The sequence below is a fragment of the Pseudomonas sp. URMO17WK12:I7 genome (assembly GCF_003269045.1).
GTDB classification, from domain to species: Bacteria; Pseudomonadota; Gammaproteobacteria; order Pseudomonadales; family Pseudomonadaceae; genus Aquipseudomonas; species Aquipseudomonas putida_J.
In genome coordinates this window covers 27,179-46,565 of the sequence record NZ_QLTL01000017.1, presented here as the reverse complement: position 1 = coordinate 46,565, position 19,387 = coordinate 27,179, and the positions used below count along the sequence as shown (strand labels likewise).

At 64.0% G+C, this 19,387-nt stretch carries 17 protein-coding genes and 1 riboswitch; of the genes, 8 read left to right on the top strand and 9 right to left on the bottom strand.

What is annotated here, in order from left to right; all coding sequences use genetic code 11:
- Positions 1 to 62 precede the first annotated feature (62 nt).
- From H040_RS21980 to H040_RS21965, 4 genes are all read left to right on the top strand, one after another.
- Complete coding sequence (locus H040_RS21980; RefSeq protein WP_027919317.1) at positions 63 to 743, top strand: C39 family peptidase; 681 nt, start codon at positions 63 to 65, stop codon at positions 741 to 743.
- A gap of 46 nt (positions 744 to 789) precedes the next feature.
- Positions 790 to 1,536, top strand: a complete 747-nt coding sequence (locus H040_RS21975) for a hypothetical protein (RefSeq protein ID WP_027919316.1) — start codon at positions 790 to 792, stop codon at positions 1,534 to 1,536.
- Between the two features lie 47 nt (positions 1,537 to 1,583).
- Positions 1,584 to 2,864, top strand: a complete 1,281-nt coding sequence (locus tag H040_RS21970) for a hypothetical protein (protein ID WP_027919315.1) — start codon at positions 1,584 to 1,586, stop codon at positions 2,862 to 2,864.
- Positions 2,865 to 2,987: 123 nt separating this feature from the next.
- Positions 2,988 to 5,189, top strand: coding sequence for an LTA synthase family protein (locus H040_RS21965; RefSeq protein WP_027919314.1), 2,202 nt, complete (start codon positions 2,988 to 2,990; stop codon positions 5,187 to 5,189).
- Here H040_RS21965 and H040_RS21960 read toward each other — a convergent pair whose 3' ends face one another.
- The gene (locus tag H040_RS21960) at positions 5,190 to 6,515 is read right to left on the bottom strand and encodes a sigma-54 dependent transcriptional regulator (protein WP_027919313.1); all 1,326 of its coding nucleotides are present in this window, start codon (positions 6,513 to 6,515) and stop codon (positions 5,190 to 5,192) included. It lies immediately after the preceding gene.
- Between H040_RS21960 and H040_RS27310 the strand changes: the two genes are divergently transcribed.
- Both H040_RS27310 and H040_RS21955 read left to right on the top strand, forming a co-directional pair.
- Positions 6,514 to 6,735, top strand: coding sequence for a hypothetical protein (locus H040_RS27310; RefSeq protein ID WP_143512544.1), 222 nt, complete (start codon positions 6,514 to 6,516; stop codon positions 6,733 to 6,735). The genes H040_RS21960 and H040_RS27310 overlap by 2 nt on opposite strands.
- Before the next feature lie 124 nt (positions 6,736 to 6,859).
- The gene (locus H040_RS21955; RefSeq protein WP_027919312.1) at positions 6,860 to 7,126 is read left to right on the top strand and encodes a hypothetical protein; all 267 of its coding nucleotides are present in this window, start codon (positions 6,860 to 6,862) and stop codon (positions 7,124 to 7,126) included.
- Positions 7,127 to 7,241: 115 nt separating this feature from the next.
- Here the strand turns inward: H040_RS21955 and H040_RS21950 are convergent, their stop codons facing one another.
- From H040_RS21950 to cobW, 4 genes are read right to left on the bottom strand one after another with little or no spacing between them, the layout of a single operon-like run.
- Positions 7,242 to 7,874 carry a vWA domain-containing protein gene (locus H040_RS21950; RefSeq protein WP_050437225.1) on the bottom strand — a complete coding sequence of 211 codons (633 nt, stop codon included), beginning with the start codon at positions 7,872 to 7,874 and terminating at the stop codon, positions 7,242 to 7,244.
- A gap of 35 nt (positions 7,875 to 7,909) precedes the next feature.
- On the bottom strand, positions 7,910 to 8,911 hold the full coding sequence (locus H040_RS21945; protein ID WP_027919310.1) for an ATP-binding protein: 1,002 nt from the start codon (positions 8,909 to 8,911) through the stop codon (positions 7,910 to 7,912).
- Position 8,912: 1 nt separating this feature from the next.
- Positions 8,913 to 12,674 carry a cobaltochelatase subunit CobN gene (cobN, locus tag H040_RS21940; protein ID WP_027919309.1) on the bottom strand — a complete coding sequence of 1,254 codons (3,762 nt, stop codon included), beginning with the start codon at positions 12,672 to 12,674 and terminating at the stop codon, positions 8,913 to 8,915.
- Between the two features lie 3 nt (positions 12,675 to 12,677).
- Complete coding sequence (gene cobW, locus H040_RS21935; protein WP_027919308.1) at positions 12,678 to 13,745, bottom strand: cobalamin biosynthesis protein CobW; 1,068 nt, start codon at positions 13,743 to 13,745, stop codon at positions 12,678 to 12,680.
- A 100-nt stretch (positions 13,746 to 13,845) separates the two neighbouring features.
- A riboswitch (cobalamin riboswitch) is annotated at positions 13,846 to 14,056 on the bottom strand.
- A 503-nt stretch (positions 14,057 to 14,559) separates the two neighbouring features.
- On the opposite strand from cobW, the gene fni reads away from it, so the two are divergent.
- Positions 14,560 to 15,606 carry a type 2 isopentenyl-diphosphate Delta-isomerase gene (fni, locus tag H040_RS21930; RefSeq protein WP_027919307.1) on the top strand — a complete coding sequence of 349 codons (1,047 nt, stop codon included), beginning with the start codon at positions 14,560 to 14,562 and terminating at the stop codon, positions 15,604 to 15,606.
- Between the two features lie 51 nt (positions 15,607 to 15,657).
- Positions 15,658 to 16,569 carry a LysR family transcriptional regulator gene (locus tag H040_RS21925; RefSeq protein WP_027919306.1) on the top strand — a complete coding sequence of 304 codons (912 nt, stop codon included), beginning with the start codon at positions 15,658 to 15,660 and terminating at the stop codon, positions 16,567 to 16,569.
- A 36-nt stretch (positions 16,570 to 16,605) separates the two neighbouring features.
- On the opposite strand, the gene madM is transcribed toward H040_RS21925, so the two are convergent.
- The 4 genes from madM to H040_RS21905 are packed head-to-tail and all read right to left on the bottom strand — an operon-like array spanning position 16,606 to position 19,387.
- A complete protein-coding gene (gene madM / locus H040_RS21920; RefSeq protein WP_027919305.1) occupies positions 16,606 to 17,370 on the bottom strand; it encodes a malonate transporter subunit MadM in 765 nt (254 codons plus the stop codon).
- A 2-nt stretch (positions 17,371 to 17,372) separates the two neighbouring features.
- Complete coding sequence (gene madL / locus H040_RS21915; protein WP_027919304.1) at positions 17,373 to 17,795, bottom strand: malonate transporter subunit MadL; 423 nt, start codon at positions 17,793 to 17,795, stop codon at positions 17,373 to 17,375.
- A gap of 60 nt (positions 17,796 to 17,855) precedes the next feature.
- Positions 17,856 to 18,776: a malonate decarboxylase subunit epsilon gene (gene mdcH, locus H040_RS21910; protein WP_027919303.1), complete on the bottom strand. Its 921-nt coding sequence runs from the start codon at positions 18,774 to 18,776 to the stop codon at positions 17,856 to 17,858.
- Positions 18,773 to 19,387 carry a malonate decarboxylase holo-ACP synthase gene (locus H040_RS21905; protein WP_027919302.1) on the bottom strand — a complete coding sequence of 205 codons (615 nt, stop codon included), beginning with the start codon at positions 19,385 to 19,387 and terminating at the stop codon, positions 18,773 to 18,775. The genes mdcH and H040_RS21905 overlap by 4 nt, the downstream gene beginning before the upstream one ends.

Below are 19,387 nucleotides of genomic sequence, written 5' to 3'. Positions count from 1 at the left end.
CGCTCTGGAGGCTCCCTGCGGGGAGCCTCTTTCTAACAAGAAAAAGGCAGGGGGCGTCGACCATGCGCATTATCGCCTTGGCATTTCTGCTGTGCATCGCCAGTGTCAGCGAAGCTTCGCAGATGCCGTTGTCCGTGCTGCCAGGTGGTGCAGTGATCTACAAACCGATCCAGAGTATTCGCGAACGCAAGTTCGCCGACCTGGTACAGCAGAAAACCGATTTCAGCTGTGGCGCGGCATCGCTTGCGACCATCCTGCGCCAGGCCTACTGGCTGGACGTGGATGAGCACCAGGTGATCGAAGGCATGCTCGCCCACGCCAACGAGGACCTGGTCCGTACCCAAGGGTTCTCCATGCTCGACATGAAGAAATATGTGGAAAGCCTGGGCATGCGTGCACGCGGTTACAAGGTAGCCCCTGACACACTGCACAGCATCCGCATTCCGGTGGTCGTACTCATGGACATTCGCGGCTACAAACATTTCGTGGTCATGCAGAAAGTCGACAGAGGTTGGGTCTACATCGGCGACCCGGTGCTGGGCCACAAACGCTTCAAGCTCGATGACTTCGTCAAGGGCTGGAACGGCATCATCTTCGCCGTGATCGGCCAGGGTTACGACAAGAGCAACATCCTCCTCGACCCGCCGCTGCCGCTGAGCGCCAAGAACCGCGTCAGCAACTTCACCCCGGTTCAGGACGCGGAATTGATGGACTTCGGTTTCATTCAAAGCGACTTCTTCTAATGACCTTCTTTCAGTGAAGCAGGGCGAGACGCTCCGGGAGCACTCCATGAAGACTTCCCTCTGGCTGGCAGTGATTTGCCTCGCCGCCAGCCTGCCAACCCAGGCAGAAACGTTCAAACCAATCGAATTGAAGGACCAGGACCTGGCCAACCTGCGCGGCCGTTACGTGATGCCTGGGCGGATCGTGAGCTTTGGCATCGTCATGACCAGCACCTGGCAGAACGCCAACGGCGAAGTGATTGGCGCAACGTCGGCGATGCAAATCCAGCAATCGACCATCAAGCCGCAGTTCTATGTGTCGATGATCGATGAAAAAGGCTCTGGCAACGCGCAGACCAGTAGCACCGGTACCGGCACCGTCACCGGCGGCAGCGGGCTCAACACCACGCAGGGCGTGACCCAGGTGGTACGTGCGGCTGGCGACTTCAACGCGGCCAACAACAATGTCGACATCAATGTCACCAAGGGCAACGAGGCGCCAGCCAGCCAGCCGCAAGGGCAAGCCCTGGCGGCAGGCTCGACACTGACCGGGAGCAATGGCGCAGGCTCGATGAGCGTGTCGTCGACGAGCGCTGGCGTGCAGATGAATATCGTCGCCAACGGCAACCAGGGCAATTCGGCGCAAAGCCTGGGCCAGGGTGGGCTGATGCAGAACACCACCCTGTTGGGCGTCAGCAACCGCGTCAGCAACCTGACATCGCTGAATGTGGTGCTGCGTGACAATGCGCCGATGACAGGTTCGATGGGCACCAATCTCGAGCAGCTGAAAGGCCTTCGCAATCTCGGATACTGATCTACGCTCAAGTCTCATCGTATGTAGTCAGAAGGGACGGCTAATCCATGCACCGTTTGTTGACGTTCAGAGCTATCGTTTGCATTACTTCATTGGCTCCGGCCACTCTGCTACAGGCGGCAACCGACCCTCAGGTCGAAGCACTCAAACAAGAACTGATTGCGCTGAAAGAGCGCTACGAAGCCCAACAGAACGCATTGATGGTGCTGGAACAACGGCTCAAACAGGTCGAAGAAGCACCGGCCCAGCCCGCGCCCAAGCGCCTCACCAAGTCCCCTGCGGAGGGGGTAAAAGGCGGCCAGACCGTGGCCACCGGCACGCCAGGCAGCAGCGGCAGCTCCTATGGGCAGTCGCTGCAGGACAACTCGGAACCGGCGCAGAGCGTGTCCAACCTGTATGACGAAGCGAGCGGCTTCTTCGGTGGCGGCAAATTCAGCGTCGAAACCGGCGTCACCTACACCCATTACGATACCCGTGCACTGACCCTGAACGGGTTCCTGGCCCTGGACTCGATTTTCCTGGGCAACATCAATATCGACCGCATCAAGGCCGATAACTGGACCCTTGACCTGACCGCGCGCTACAACGTCGACCAACGTTGGCAATTCGACATCAACGTGCCCATCGTCTACCGCGAGTCCACCTACTCCTCCGGTGGCGCAGGCGGGGCCGCCGGGGTCACGTCCGATGCGTCGGTCACGCGTGACCCGACCATCGGCGACGTCAACTTCGGCATTGCCTACAAGTTCATCGATGAAAACGAAACCTGGCCTGATGCGGTGGCCACGCTGCGCGTCAAGGCGCCCACGGGCAAGGACCCCTATGGCATCAAGCTGATACAAAGCACGGGCAACGACAACCTGGCGGTCCCGGAAGACCTGCCCACCGGCAATGGTGTGTGGTCGATCTCGCCAGGGCTTTCGCTGGTCAAGACGTTCGACCCGGCTGTGTTGTTCGCCAGCCTGCAATACACCTACAACATGCAGGATTCGTTCAGCGACATCAGCCCGCAGGTAAACACCAAGGTCCCGGGCGACGTGAAACTGGGTGATTCCTGGCAGGTCGGCGGCGGTATCGCATTCGCCCTGAACGAGAAGATGAGCATGTCGTTCTCGGTCACCGACCAGTTCTCCAGGAAGAGCAAGATCAAACCTGACGGGGGGGACTGGCAGTCGATTACCAACAGCGATTACAACGCCGCCAACTTCAACGTCGGCCTGACCTTTGCCGCTACCAACAACCTGACAATCGTGCCGAACTTGTCGATTGGCCTGACAGAAGATGCGCCGGACTTTTCCTTCAGCCTGAAATTCCCGTACTACTTCTGACAACCGGGGCGCAGCGCGCCCCCCAATTGGTTACCAACCTTGTAGCCAACGGCTTTCCTGGTATCGGCCTGTTATCATCGCGCACAAATGTGTGACGATTTCATGGCAAAAAGGAAAGTTTTCGTGAAGAACCTGCAAGGCCCACCACGCACCCGGCTTCTCGCCCTGGCAACACTGGTGCTGGTGATCCCCCTGGTCATGCGTGCCCTGTTGGGCTGGTCCAGCCCGTATGGCTACCTGTCTGACCTGGCACTGGGCAGCCTGCTGGTGCTCCTGTTGCAGCGCCGCCCCTGGTGGCTCGCGTTGCCGGTGCTGCTGGCCTGGGCCGCACTGTGGGTGGCGTCGGCCGAACTGGTCAGCGCCGTTGGCAGGTTGCCGAACAGCGCCGACCTGGCCTACCTCTTCGACCCGCAATTCATGGAAAACTCCACTGGCGGCGGCCTGGCCCATGCCTGGCTGCCCGCGTTGCTGGCGGGCGGCCTGCTGGTCTGGCTGGCCACTGCCTGGCGCAGCCGCAGGCAACCCGGCGCGAAACTCGCGCGCAGGGCCTGGGCCATCCCGGCGCTGCTGTTCGCTGCACACTGGGGCAGCCAGCACCTGGCATCCAGCGATGCGGACCAATGGCACCAGTACAACCTGTCCCATCAGTTGCTGTCTGCCGCCGCCGGCGACCTGCAACGTCACGCCCAGCACTGGGCGGGCCAGGCCCCCACGATCACGCCGCTGCCAAGTGCCGGCCTGACCCAGCATGACCTGAGCGGGCAAAAACTGCTGGCGGCACCAGGCCACGCTCGCAACCTGCTGGTCATCACCCTCGAAGGCATTCCTGGCGCCTATGTGCGCCCTAACCGCGAGGCCTTGCACAGCCGTTTCGACGAAGACCTGATGCCAAAGCTCAGCCAATGGGCCGAGCGTGGCATGAACACCCCGGATTACGTGTTGCACACGCACCAGACCATCCGCGGCCTGTACGCGATGCTGTGCGGTGACTACGACAAGCTGGCCAACGGCACGCCAAAGGGTGTCGAACTGCTCACCCAGCACCAGCGCAATCAGGCGTGCCTGCCGGCACAGCTACGCCAGGCCGGCTTCAGCACCCACTACCTGCAAGGCGCCGGCCTGCGCTTCATGGCCAAGGACCGGATCATGCCGCATATCGGCTTCGACACGGTTAACGGGCTGGAGTGGTTCAGCAACAAGAATTACCTGGAGTTCCCGTGGGGCAAGGATGATCGGGCGTTCTTCGAAGGGGCGCTGGATTATGTCGGGCAGTTGCGCCAGCAGGACCGCCCCTGGATGCTCACCTTGCTGACCGTGGGCACCCACCAGCCCTACTCCGCCCCGGATGACTACCTGCAGCGTTACGACACCGCCAAGCAAGCGGCGGTCGCCTACCTGGATGATGCGATCGGCGCGTTCCTCGACAACCTCGAACGCCAGGGCGTGCTCAAGGACACACTTGTGGTGGTGACCTCGGATGAATCCCACGGTATCGATGGCGTGCGCCTGGCCTCGTCCTGGGGTTTCAACCTGACCCTGGCACCGGAGCAGGCACAACTGCCACGCATCAAGCACGGGACCTACGGCCACATCGACCTGGCCACCTCCCTGCTCGACTACTTTGCCCTGCCAATCCCGGTCGCGCTCGGCGGGCGCTCGCTGTACCGCGATTACGACAGCGGCCGTGAGATGATTTCCTACACCAACGGCATGCTGCGCTACCACGATGGCAAGGGCGTCTATACCGAATGCGATTTCCAGCAGCGCTGCCGCCGCTACGACAGCCCAGGCTTCATCGCCGACCAGGCCCGGTACCTCGGCACCGGCGACAGCAACCTCGGCGCTCAGATCGGCGCACTGGCCGGCGTGCTCGACCAGTCCCTGCTGCAAACCCCGCTCAACCTGCGCTATCAGTTCGGCGGCCCGTCCGCCATCCAATTGCAGGCACGCATCCGCGACGACTGGGCCGACAACCTGATCGGCGCGCAGTACCTGGAAATGCCCGAGGGCTCGCACACGCGTGTACGGGTCAAGGTGCGTGCGCTGGACCCGCAGCACGCCGCCTATATCCAGCTCAAGGCCAAGGAGCTGGAGCAGGATGTGCCACTGGGGTTGCCCGAGGAGATCCAGGTAACAGCCGACAAACCGCTGGAAATGGAATTCGGCTTTGATAACCCGACCATGCGCAAGGCGTTTTCCTTCCACCTGCTCGGTTATGGCGGCGGCGAAGTCGAGGTCAGTGATTTCAGCGTGATTACCGCACTACCCGGCGAAGAAGAACCGCTGGAAGACTTGTCCGACGGGCATATCGTCCAATCCAGCTGATCAGCGAATCTGGTGCTTGTGCAGCAGCCGGTAGAACGTCGGCCGCGATACCCCAAGCACCTTCGCGGCAATGCTCATGTTGTTGCTGTGCCGGCCCAATACATCGCACAGCGCCTGGCGTTCGGCCCTGTGCTTGTAGTCTTCCAGGGTGCCCAGCGGCTGTTCTTCCTGCTCCAGGCCCTGCAGGCCAAGGTCCTGGGCCTCGATCTGGCGCCCTTCGGCCAGCACCAGCCCGCGCCTTACCCGGTTGGCCAGCTCACGCACATTGCCAGGCCAGTTGTGGCGCCCCATCGCTGCCAGCGCGTTATCACTGAATGACCGCGGTCTGCGGCCTGTTTCCAGGCTATAAAAATGCGAAAAGTGGTTGGCCAACATCGACAGGTCGCCATGCCGGTCACGCAGTGGCGCAGTGATTACCTGCAGCACGTTGAGCCGGTAGTACAGATCTTCACGGAAACGCCCATGCTCAATGGCCTTCTCCAGGTCCATATGGGTTGCCGCCAGTACCCGCACGTCGACCGGTATCGGCTGGCTCCCACCCACCCGCTCAATGTGCTTTTCTTGCAGGAAACGCAGCAAGTTAGCCTGCAACTCCAGGGGCAGGTCGCCAATTTCGTCGAGGAACAAGGTCCCTCCATGAGCCGCCTCGATACGCCCGACCTTGCGCTGGTGGGCCCCGGTAAAGGCACCTTTCTCATGACCAAACAGCTCGGACTGGATCAGGTTTTCAGGTATCGCCCCACAATTGATGGCGACGAACGGCATTTCGCTGCGCTGTGATTGCCGGTGCAACGTGCGCGCTACCAACTCCTTGCCCGTACCGCTCTCACCACGGATGAGCACCGGGGACTCGGTCGGTGCCAGTTTGCCGAGCAATTTACGCAATTCCAGGATCGGGCGGCTGTCACCCAGCAGTTCGTGTTCCAGCCCATCTACCCTCACCGCGCCCTTGCCGCGCAGGCGGGCCATACCAAAAGCCCGCCCAAGCGTCACCAGCACGCGGGAAAAGTCGAACGGCAAGGTATGAAAGTCGAAAAACCACTCGCAGACAAAGTCACCGACATTCTGCATGCGCAACTGCTCGGCATTGAGCACGGCGATCCACTCGGTATTGCTGCGCTTGATCATGTCCTTGACCGCGTCCGGATGCCGCAGGTGGGATGCCTGCAGGCGCAACAGGCCTATATCGCATCGGTGCTCCAGGGCCAGGTCCAGGCTACAGCTGTGAACTTCCCAGCCCGCACTCTCCAGGCCGGGTAACAGACGGTGGCAATCATCGCAGGGGTCGACGATGAGCAAGCGACGAAGAGCGGCAGTCTCGTGCATGACCGTTCCTTGGCGCCAATTGTTGGTTTTTTACGTGAAAACAGCAAGTTGCGGCGCCGAATTAACAGTAGCAACGAACTTGACGCTGCTCACGACCGTCTGTCTGCCGGGTTGTATCCGCCCGAACCCGCTCGGGAATTTTCCAGATTTAATGGCGTCACAGGCGGCGCAGGGAAACAAAAAATCTGTAACCCGCAAAAAATTTACATTATCTGTGTGACTCCACCCCTAACTTGGAGCATCAGTACGAATAACCCCGCGCTGCGGATCGCGATAAGACTTGAAGCGACGTAGCAGTTACGCGGACCTTATTTCGATGTTTGGGACCATAGAGAGACCGAACCATGAATGCCCCGCTCCGTGTCAACGAAGCACTGCTGATTGCCGACCACGCTTTCGAGCCCTTCCAGTGTGTGGCCTGGGATGCGCCCAACGGCACCGGCGAACTGAGCCTGGCGGTCATCGACCGGACCAGCACCCGTATTGGCAGCAAGCAAGTGTCGTCGCGTATCTATTCGGACCCTGCGCAATGGGCCAGCCTGATCGAGGAAGTGCGTGCCGAACTGTGCCAGAAAGGGTATGACCTGCAGCCTTGGTCGATGCCGAAGTAATAGTGCAGCTTCCCTGCAAGTGTGTGCCAGGCACGCACTTGCATAACTTTGCAATGGCGTTGCCAGGCAACTTTCTTATTGCGACAAAGTGTCGCGCCAGCACTTCCCGCCGCCCTTACTTCTTGACCTTGAATTGCTCAAGATGCTGATACTCGGCCTGTAGCTCCGTGGCCAACTGTTGTGCTCGCCCCAGGCGCACTGGCGCCAATTCCATGTCTACCAGAACGGTGGCACAGGGCATGGGTTGCACGGCGTGCCAACGTTGCAGGCGACCATCGGTAAACACCAGGCAACGCTGCAACTCGTGAGGATGGGCTTTTTGCCGGGCCTGCAGCCAGCGCCGCGCCTGTTCAAGCGCTGCGATCAAAGGTGTGCCGCCGCCAGCGCCCAAGGCCTGCAACCAAGGCTGCAGGCTTGCCGATGCCTTGAGCCCGTGACGCTGCCATTGCGGTGCGCCACCGCTGGCGGTCAGCAGGGCAAGACGGGCGCGTTGCCGATAGGCCTGGTCGAATAGCTCGGCCAGCAAGCCCTTGCACTGCGCCAAGGCCTGATTGCGCCGCGTCGACGCCGAGGCGTCGACGATCACCAGCCACAACTCATTGGCCTGGGCCTGGCGCTGTTGCCAGCAAAGGTCCTGGCGCAACGTGGGGCGCCCTTTGAGCAAAGTCGGCAGCCATGCCACCCGGCCAGTGGAGGCCGCACGGGCGCGGCCACGGCTGGCACCCGCCAGTTTTCCGGCACGGGGCATGGCATCCGCCACCCTCAAGACAGGCTGGCGGATGCTCAGGGCTTTTTTGCCCAGTTTGGTACCTCTCGCCGCGCGCCACTGCTCACAGGCTGCGCAGGCAGCGCGCCCCAGTCGCCCTGCCCGCCCTCGCCCTGGCTGTCGCGGCCATCAGCCGCGCCAGGCGGCGCAGTGGCCGGCGCCTCAGGCGCCGTACGCCGGCGATGGCGCAAGGCGAACTCTGCCACGGCGTCGACATCGCCTTCTTCGATCGCCTGCCCACCGCGCCAGGCACAATGGGCTCGGGCGGCGCGTAGCCAGACCAGGTCGGCACGCAAACCATCGACACCGGCAGCAAAGCAACGCTCAGTGATCCAGGCCAGGGCCTGATCGTCCAGTGCGATTGCTGTCAGGCCCTGACGCGCAGCGTGGCAGCGCTCTCGCAGCTGCTCCTGGGCGCTGGCCCACTGTTCACAGAACGCCTGTGGGTCGCTATCGAAGGCCAGCCGTCGGCGAATGATCTGCTGACGAGCCTGCGGAGCCGGCAGGCCTTCAAGCACTACATTCAGGCCAAAGCGGTCGAGCAACTGCGGGCGCAACTCGCCTTCTTCGGGGTTCATGGTGCCGATCAGGACGAAACGGGCACTGTGTCGATGGGAAATGCCGTCACGCTCGATGCGGTTGGTGCCACTGGCGGCCACATCCAGCAGCAGGTCGACCAGGGTGTCTGGCAGCAGGTTGACTTCATCGACATACAGCACGCCGCCGTCGGCGTGGGCCAGCACTCCGGGGGAAAACTGCGCCTTGCCCTGGCCGAGTGCGGCATCCAGGTCCAGCGTGCCGACCAGGCGCTCTTCACTGGCCCCCAGCGGCAACGTCACGAACGGGCCCTCGCCCAGCAGGTCGGCCAGGCCGCGCGCCAGGGTGCTCTTGGCCATGCCGCGCGGGCCCTCGATGAGCACGCCACCGATCTTCGGGTCGATGGCGGTCAGGCACAGGGCCAGCTTGAGGTCCTCGGCACCGACCACGGCAGCCAGCGGAAATTGTACGGGTTCACTCATTTCAAGCCTGTTCCTCGCCGTCGAGCAACTGCTCCTCAAGCGCCTCGCGGTAGTCACCGGGGGCTTCCCAGAGCCCGCGCTGCTGGGCTTCCAGCAAGCGTTCGGTGAGGTCGCGCAGGGCCTCGGGATTGTGCTCGCGCATGAAGTCGCGGGTCGCTGGGTCGAGCACATAGGCATCGGCCAGCGACTGGTAATGATGGTCGTCGATCAGGTGCGTGGTGGCATCGAAGGCGAACAGGTTGTCGACAGTCGCGGCCAACTCGAACGCCCCCTTGTAGCCGTGGCGTTTCGCCCCGTCGATCCATTTCGGGTTCAGGGCACGGGCACGTATCACGCGGTTCAGCTCTTCCTTCAAGGTGCGGATCCGCGGCCGGTCGACCTGGCTGTGGTCGCCGTGGTAGCTGGCCACCGCGGCACCGGACAAGGTCTCCGAAGCCGCCAGCATACCGCCCTGGAACTGATAGTAATCGTTGGAATCGAGCAGGTCGTGCTCGTGGTTGTCCTGATTCTGCAGCACCGCCTGCACCTGGCCCAGGCGCCGGGCGAACTGGGCGCGTGCCGGGGTACCTTCATCGCTGGCACCGTAGGCGTAGCCACCGTGGTTGAGGTACACCTCGGCAAGGTCGTCGCGGTTGTGCCACAGGCGGCCATCGATGGCGTTCTGCACGCCGGCACCGTAGGCGCCAGGTTTGGCCCCGAACACCCGCCAGCCGGCCTGACGCGCCGCCTGATCGGCATCCACGCCCTGTGCCTGCAAGCTGGCGCGTTCGTTACGCACCCGGGCGGCCAAGGGGTTGAGGTCGTCGGGCTCGTCCAGTGCCGCCACCGCCTGCACTGCGGCATCGAACAGGCGGATCAGGTTGCCGAAGGCATCGCGGAAGAAGCCCGATACACGCAGTGTCACGTCCACTCGCGGGCGATCGAGCAGGCTCAACGGCAGGATCTCGAAGTCGTCGACACGCTGACTGCCGGTCGCCCACACCGGGCGCACGCCCATCAATGCCATGGCCTGGGCAATGTCGTCGCCCCCCGTGCGCATGGTCGCTGTGCCCCACACCGACAGGCCCAGCTGGCGCAGATGGTCGCCGTGGTCCTGCAGGTGGCGTTCAAGGATCAGGTTGGCCGAGGCGAAGCCCAGGCGCCAGGCCGTGGTGGTCGGCAGGTTGCGCACATCCACGGTGTAGAAGTTGCGCCCGGTGGGCAACACATCCAGGCGCCCACGGCTGGGTGCCCCGCTGGGGCCGGCCGGCACGAAACGCCCGGCCAGCGCAGCAAGCAGGCCATTGATTTCTGCAGCGCCGCACGCATCCAGGTCCGGTGCGACCTGCTCGCGCAGGGCTTTTATCACGTCGTGCACCGGCTGCCATTCGGGCGCGCCGGGCAACGGCACACGCCCCTGAAGTGCCTGTTCGATGATGCGCAGTGCCAACAACTCAAGGCGCTCGCGGGTATCGCCACAGGTGCGCCAGGCACCTTCGTCCACCGCCTGCAGCAGCGCCGGACGCGGGCCTGACCAGGCCTCGCCGAGGTCGCAATCGAGGGGATCGAAGCCCAGCGCCAGTGCCTTGGCCAGGGTGCGCAACAAGCTCGCGTTGCCACCGCGGCCATCGCCGCGCTCCACCCGCAGCAAGGCCAGCAGGGTATCGATGCGCAGTCGTGCCTGCGGCGACTGGCCAAATACATGCAGGCCATCGCGAATCTGCGATTCCTTGAGATCGCACAGGTAAGTGTCCAGGCGTGGCAGCCACACCGCAGCATCGTCCAGCTGGCCTTCGAGCTGCAACTCACGGTCGATGTGGTTGGCCTTGACCAGCTCGAGAATGTCGCGTTGCAGTTCACGTGCACGGCGCGGGTCAAGCAGCTGGGCTTCGTAGAATTCGTCCGCCAGCTGTTCCAGATGACGCAGGGGGCCATAGGTTTCGGCGCGGGTCAGCGGCGGCATCAGGTGATCGATGATCACCGCCTGGGTTCGGCGCTTGGCCTGGGCGCCTTCGCCTGGGTCGTTGACGATGAACGGGTAGATATTCGGCAGCGGGCCGAGCAGCGCGTCAGGCCAGCATTGCGCGGACAGGCCGACGCCCTTGCCAGGCAGCCACTCCAGGTTGCCGTGCTTGCCGACGTGGATGACGGCATCGGCGGCAAAGGCATGGCGCAGCCAGAAGTGAAACGCCAGGTAGCCATGCGGCGGCACCAGGTCGGGGTCGTGGTACACCGCGCTGGGGTCGACCTGATAGCCACGCGCAGGCTGGATGCCGACGAAGGTCAGGCCAAAGCGCAGCCCGGCCACCATCAGGCGGCCTTGGCGGTACATCGGGTCCTGTTCGGGCGGCCCCCAACGCTCCAGCACAGCTTGGCGGTTGGCCTCGGGCAAGCGTTCGAACGCCGCCTGGTAGTCCGCCAGGCTCAGGCTCTGGGCGCAGGGACGCTGGTCGAGGTGCTCAAGATCGTTGGTGACCCCGCCAAGCAACTGATGAATCAATTGCGTGCCGCTAGCAGGCAGCGCGGCCAGCGGATAGCCCTCGGCCTGCAGTGCCTGAAGAATGTTCAGGGCAGCAGCCGGGGTGTCCAGGCCAACGCCGTTGCCAATGCGGCCATCGCGGGTCGGGTAGTTGGCCAGCACCAGGGCTACACGCTTTTGCCCATTGGGCAGGCGCGCCAGTTCGACCCAGCGGCGCGCCAGTTCGGCGACGAAGTCCATGCGTTCGGGGTGAGCGCGGTAACAGACCACGTCGGACTGGCTGCGCTCGCTGCGCCAGGCCATGTCCTTGAAACTCACTGGGCGGGTGATGATGCGCCCGTCCAGTTCCGGCAAGGCGATGTGCATGGCCAGGTCGCGGGCACCGAGGCCCTGCTCGCTGGCTTCCCAACCGGGTTGGTTGTCCTGCGCGCAAATGGCCTGCAACACCGGGATATCTCGACGGAACGGCCGCAGGTTGGGGCGCTCCGGGCTGGACAAGGCAAAACCTGTGGTGTTGATCAACACCTCGGCGCCTACTTCGTCCAGCCAGGCTTCGACCTGCTCCAGGCAGGCACTTTCCTTGAGGCTGGCCACCGCGATGGGCAGTGGGTTAAGGCCGGCCGCCTGCAAGCGCTCGCAGAACACATCGATGAACGCAGTGTTGGCGGCCTGCAGGTGCGAGCGATAAAACAGCAACGGGGCCACCGGGTATTCGGCGTTCCACTGGCTGTACCAGTCTTCAAGCAACGCGCCAGGTTTGCCCGGGTGGTACACCGAAGTCCGCGGCAAAGGCTGCGGTTCGTCCCAACGGTAATCACGCCCCAGCCACTGGTTGGCCAGGCATTTGAACAGGTTCACGGCATTGCTTTTGCCGCCTTGGCGCAGGTAGTGCCAGAGGCGCTCGGCCGGCTCGCCGATGACCGTGCCCAAGCCGGTCAACTCCGGGTCCGGGCGGTCATCGCCGGGCACCAGGATCAGTTGCACGCCCCTTGCCGCCAGTTCGACCAGCTGCTCGACGCCATAGCGCCAGTAGCCGACGCCGCCGTGCAGCGACACCAGGATCACCTTGGCATGGCGCAGTACCTCGTCGACATACAGGTCGACCGAGGCATGGTTCTGCACCTGCATCGGGTTGGCCAGGCGCAGGCTGGGGAAATCGTCCGGCAGTTGCTCGGCGGTTTCGGCGAGCAATGCCAGGTGCGAGTCGCCGCTGCAGAGAATCACCAGCTCGGCGGGTGTCTGGCCGAGGTCGGCAATGCTGTCGTCCGGCACGAAGCCGCCGGGCTGGGTCCGCAGCAGGTGCATGGGTCAGGCGCCCAGGGCCTGGCGCAGGCGCGCTTCCAGTTGCACGGCATCGAGGTCCTGGCCAATCAGCACCAGGCGGGTGATGCGTGGCTCGTCGGCGCGCCAGGCGCGGTCGAAGTGTTTGTCGAAACGGGTGCCCACGCCCTGTACCAACAGGCGCATCGGTTTGCCAGGGATCGCCGCGAAGCCCTTGGCGCGCAGGATGCCGAACTCCACTACCAGCTGGGTCAGGGCATCGAGCAGCAGGCTTTCGTCAGCTTCGGGCAGGTCGATGGAGATCGAGTCGAAGGCGTCGTGGTCATGATCGTCATGATCGTCGCCGTCATGGTGGGAGTCGTGGTGGGTGCGGCGGCCATCAATGTGCACCTCGGACTCTGCGCCCACGCCCAGCAGCACGTCCAGCGGCAGCCGGCCGCTGCTGGCTTCGATCACCTTGACCGCTGGCGGCAACTCCTCAGCCACTTCGGCACGGACCTTGGCCAGGCCTTCGGCGTCGATCAGGTCGGCCTTGTTCAGCACCACCAGGTCGGCGCTGGCCAGCTGATCGGCAAACAGTTCGTGCAGCGGCGATTCGTGGTCCAGGTTGGGGTCGAGCTTGCGTTGCGCGTCGACCTGTTCTGGGTAGGCGGCGAAAGTGCCGGCGGCCACGGCTGGGCTGTCGACCACGGTAATGACCGCGTCAACGGTGCAGGCGTTACGGATTTCCGGCCACTGGAAGGCTTGCACCAGTGGCTTGGGCAGTGCCAGGCCGCTGGTTTCGATAAGGATGTGACCAAGGTCGCCGCGGCGTGCGACCAGTTCGCGCATTACCGGGAAGAATTCTTCCTGCACGGTGCAGCACAGGCAGCCGTTGGCCAGTTCATAGACGCGGCCGCTGGCTTCTTCCTCGGTGCAACCGATGCTGCATTGCTTGAGGATTTCGCCGTCGATGCCAAGCTCGCCGAATTCGTTGACGATGACCGCGATGCGGCGGCCGTGGGCGTTGTCGAGCATGTGGCGCAGCAAGGTGGTCTTGCCCGAGCCGAGGAAGCCGGTAACGATGGTGACGGGGAGCTTGGCCAGTGTTTTCATGTCGCGTTGCCCTTGGCAAGTTGGCGCGGGCACACGGGACGAAAGCCGCGGGCCAGGCCGGCCGGGCTCGTTCGCCACCGGATCACCCCGCCCGGTTGAAAGTCGAAATCGTCTCGAGGCAGGTCTCCTGGCTTGCACCGTTCCAGTTCTTCTCAGGGAAGAAACCAGGGGGATGACGCCTTCCCGCACGTTGGCGCAGTGGCTGTGTCGATCCATTGTCGGTGCTTACAGTTGCGGGGGCAGCCGCGGCTTGTACCGCGTTCCCGTCTTAGCTTCGGCATGGCCGAAGAACCTCGAAGTCGCAAGGCTACGCGGGGGGTGGCGGGTGGTCAACTGTTGGCGGGCAGGTGGTTGCCCAAAGCGTTGCAGCGCCTATGCGATCGAGCGCCGCCCGCGCGGCGCATCGCGGATGAATCCGCTCCTACGTCTGTTTCGGGCCAGACGCTTCTGTGAGGTCACCGCCGTCGGCCTTGTTTGTTTCATTCGATATCGGAGATATCGCTGCCGCCACCCTATTGGTCTCCAGCCATTTGCCAAGAGGGCGCGCACCAATGGTGCAGGAATGACTGGCCCGAAACAGACGTAGGAGCGAATTCATCCGCGATGCGCCGCGCGGGCGGCGCTCGATCGCATAGGCGCTGCAACACGCTCGGCGAACACCTGCCAGCCTCTACGCGTACACCTTTGCGCCCCCACTCCAACCGCCGAATGAACCGCCAGCACCCGCTGCTGCCTGATGTGGTACCGATTTTCAGCTTATCTATACGAGACAACCCACGCTGTACAACTGCTGCCCCCTCGAAACGGAGCCGGCATGAAGAAAAACCCGCTGAGTCAACGCAAGGACGATCATCTGGATATCGTTCTGGCCACCAGCAATAGCGCCCACGGCGTCGACCCAGGCTGGTCGGCACTGCGCTTCGAACACTGCGCGTTACCGGAAATGGCCCTGGACGATATCGACCTGAGCACCGAGCTGTTCGGCCGCGCCCTGCTCGCCCCGCTGCTTATCAGCTCGATGACCGGTGGCGCCGAACGCGCACGCTTCATCAACCAGCATCTCGCTGAAGCTGCCCAGGCACTCGGCATCGCCATGGGTGTGGGTTCGCAACGCGTCAGCCTGCGCAGTGGCCACGACCAAGGCCTGACCAGCGAGCTGCGACGCCTGGCACCGGATGTGCCGCTACTGGCCAATCTCGGTGCCGCCCAGTTGCGAGAGGCAGATGGCCTGGACCTGGCGCGTCGTGCCGTCGACACCCTGCAAGCCAATGCCCTGATCATCCACCTCAACCCACTGCAGGAAGCCGTACAGCCAGAAGGCGACCGTGACTGGCGCGGCGTGCTCAAACGCATCGAAACCCTGACCACCCAGTTGCCGGCGCCGGTGATCGTCAAGGAAGTCGGTGCAGGCATATCACCCAGCGTGGCGCGCATGCTTTGCGATGCTGGCGTCGCCATGATCGACGTGGCCGGCGCTGGCGGCACCAGCTGGGCAGCGGTGGAAGCCGAACGCGCCGGCAACGCCGCAGAGCGCGAGATCGCCCTGGCGTTTGCCGACTGGGGCATCCCGACCGCACAATGCCTGCTCGCCGTACGCCGCGCCGTGCCGGAAATCGGCCTGATCGCCTCCGGCGGTGTGGCCAACGGCGTCGATGCCGCCAAGGCCATCCGCCTCGGCGCCGACCTGGTAGGCCAGGCCGCTAACGTACTGAATGCAGCCATGATCTCCACCCAGGCCGTGGTGGAGCATTTCGATATTCTCCTGGTCCAGTTGCGCATCGCCTGCTTCTGCACCGGCTCGCGCAACCTTGCGCAACTGCGCCGGGCACGCTTGCTGGCAAACAACCTGCCGCCGCCATGAGGCACGTTGCTGTGGCATGATCAGCGCCTCCCTTGCCGCTGGGCCACGCGCATGCTGATCGACGAAGAACTGACCCTGAAAAAGCTCGAGACCTTCCTCGCTTTCATGCGCAGCGGCAACCTCGGCCGCGCCGCCGCCGAACTGTCCACCAGTGCAGTCAGCGTGCACCGCGCCATCCACTCACTGGAAAGCGCCCTGCGCTGCCCGCTTTTCAAGCACGAAGGCCGCCAGCTGATCCCGCTGGAAAGCGCCTACGTGCTGGAAAAGAAAGCCCGCCAGCTGATCCAGGACGCCGAGCAGATGGTGCGCCAGACCCGCGAGGCCGGCGGTTTCTATGCCGAGCGCTTTCGCCTCGGCGCGCTGTATTCGCTGACCGTCAAGACCGTGCCCAAGCTGGTGATGGGCCTGAAGCTGCGGCGCAGCGAACTCAACATCGACCTGACGCTCGGCTCCAACGTCGACCTGTTGCAACGCCTTAAGAACCATGAGCTCGAAGCCATTCTGGTATCACTGGATGAAAGCGCGGCAGACCCGGCTTGCGAACAGCTGCCGCTGTTCTCAGACGACATCTTCCTCGCCGTGCCCACCGATTCACCGTTCGCCGAGCAGCAGGAAGTGGACCTGGCGGACCTCGCCGACTCCACCTTCATCACCCTGACCCAGGGCTTTGCCACCCACCGCGACGGTGCACGGGTGTTCCAGCAGGCGGGGTTCGAGCCGAAGGTGGCGATGCAGGTGAACGACATCTTCACGCTACTGAGCATGGTCAGCTCGGGAGTGGGGTTTGCCCTACTGCCGGGGCGGATCGCGGCGGTGTACGAGAACCGCGTGAAGTTGATAGCACTGCAGGCACGGTATCGGTTGCAGCAGCATATCGGGGTGGTGTTTCTCAAGGCCCGGGAGCGCGAGCCGAATTTGTTGGCCTTGTTGGCAGAGTGCCGGATGTATAGCCGGGCCAATTGAGCCAGATTGCTGGGGCCGCTTTGCGGCCCCAGGATCTCAGCCCACCAACCCTCTGACGCAGAAATACAGAATCGAAGGCCCCATCAAGCACCCAAGCCCGGTATGGAAGGTGGCCGTCAGCGCACCATAGGGCACCAGCCGCCGATCGGTCGCCGCCAGTCCTGCCGTCACGCCCGACACAGTCCCCGCCAACCCACCAAACACCATGGCCGAACGCGGGTTGTCCAGCGCCAGCAACCGCGCCGAAACCGGCGTGAACACCATCACCAGAATCGCCTTGATCAACCCGGTGGCAATCGACAGCGCCACCACATCCGAGCTCGCCCCAAGCGCAGCCCCGGTCACCGGCCCGACGATATACGTCACTGCCCCGGCGCCGATGGTGGTCATACTCACCGCATCGCGGTAGCCGAAGGCATAGGCCACCGCGCAACCGACGATGAACGGCAGCACCGTGCCCAGCAGCAACGATACCGCCCCAATCAACCCGGCCTTACGTGCTTCGGTGGCCTGCACCTCGAAGGCCGTTGCGACGATGGCGAAGTCGCGCAGCATGGCCCCGCCCATCAAGCCGATGCCGGAGAACAGCGCCATGTCGGCCAGCCCTTTTTGCCCGCCAGTCACGGTACCGCCGACCCAGGCCAGCACCAGGCCGATGACGATGGCGATCGCCGAGCCGTGCACCCGACCAAACGTCAGGTACTTCGACAGCAACACCGACAACCACATGATCCCGCCGACCAGCGCGAAGGCGGTGATCAGGCCGTTGTGTTCCAGGGCATTGTCAATGATCGGCCACATGATCAGCGCCCTCCTGCAGGGGCAACCTGCGCAGTGGCGACTTCAGGCGCCTCAGGCGCCGGCAACGGCTCGCCGCGATGGCTGCGGCTGATCACGGCAATGGTCAGCCCGCACACCAGCACCGCACCGATGGCCGCCAGCAGTGCCACCGGCCCACCGTGCAGGGCGGTGACCACGTTCTGCTGGGCGGCCATGGCCACCACCACCGGGATGTACATCGCGCCCCAGAAGCCGACGCCGAACTCGCATTCCTTGCTCATGCCGCCATTGCGGTGCATGTACAGCCGTGCGCAGATCAGCAGGATCATGGCAATGCCAACCCCGCCCACATTGGATTTGACGCCCAGCAGCACGCCCAGGAAGTCGCCGACGATTACGCCGGCCAGCGTGCATACCGCCAGCAGAGCCACACCATAGATGATCATTGTTGTTGTCCTCAGCTTGAGTCGAAGTTGCTTGTTGTTGTTCTTCGAGTTGCAGCGCCGTCATCGGTTGTCGGCCACCTCCTGACGCAACAGTGCGTCGACGGTGTCCCAGCGGGTGGCTTCGAGGGCCAGCACCCTGCCCTGTTCGAACACGGGACGGGCCAGGCCGCTGAGCACGCTGCCCGGCGGCATTTCCAGGTGCAGACGCACGCCGCGTTCATAGGCGTTGCGCAACGTAGCACGCCAGTCGACCAGCCGCGCCATGTTGCCGGCCAGGTCTTCGCGCAGGCGTTGTGGGTCGAATATCGGCCGCGCACTGCTGCCACTGAGGTAGGTAATGCGTGGGCGGCGCAGCTCGACACCGGCAAAGGCAGCCGCCAGTTCGCGGGCCGGGCCGTCGAGCAACGTGCAGTGGGATGGCACGCTTACCGCCAGGCGCCTGGCAACGCCCTGGCCGCGAGCGCGAGCCCTGGCGGCGACTTCGGCCATGGCCGTATCGCTGCCGGCGATGACGATCTGGTTGTCGCTGTTGAGGTTGGCCAAATACACCTCACCGCCCACTTCAGCCAGCAAGTGTTCGACACTGCTCACGTCAAGGCCGCTGAGGGCGGTCATGCCGTAGCCCTGCGGATAGGCACGCTGCATCAGCTCGCCACGCAGCGCCACCAGCCGCACTGCATCAGCGAACGCCAGGGCGCCGGCCGTCACGGCGGCGGGATAAGCACCGATCGACAACCCGGCAACATACTCCGGTGCCGGGCTGCGCTGCAGCAGCCAGCGTGCCCAAGCCACCCCGGCCAGCAGTAGGCAGAGCTGCACGGCACGGGTCGATTGCAACGCCTGAGTGCTGTCCAGCGCCAATACCTGCTCGCCCAGCACATCACTGGCCTCTTCCAGCAGCAGCGAGGCACCCTCAGGCAGGCGCTGCAACAGGCCTGGCTGTTGCGCGCCCTGGCCTGGGAAGGCGAACAGACTGCTCACGCTGCACACTCCAGCGCGTGCCACGGTTCCGCTACCAGGCGTGCGCCATGGGCTGATTTGAGCAGGACCCGGCGCGCCCCCCCCGCCCACTCACGCAGGGCCACGGCACCTGCAGCCGTTTCCAGTTGCACATCGATCCGGCACGGGCCGCAATCGAGGATGTCCAGCAGCTCCTTTGCCTTGGCCCGCGTCATGAATTGTGGCGTGCGCACCAGCAGGTCGAGGTCACTGGCGCCATGCACGACAGTGCAGCCGGTGGCCAACTGGTAAGCCACACCTCCCGTCGGCCCCCAGGCCAGCCCGCAGGCATCGAGCACGGGCGTCACCGAGGCCAGCGCCTGCATGGCTGGCCAGGGGCTTTCACCCGCCCAGCGCAGTGCCTCTGGGCGCAGTTGCCGCTGCACATCGCTCAAGCGCATCAGCGCACCCAGGCGCTGTTCCCGCCCCTGCCCCCGCACGCCCACTGCCACCCAGCCACAGGCGCATTCGGCACGCCGTACCACCACCGGCTGCCCGGCGGCCAGAGCCTGCACGGCCCAGGCAGGCGCATCGGCAGGCAAGTCGGCCAGCGGCATGCCCCAGAGCAGGTCATGTGGCTGCGGCAAGCTCAT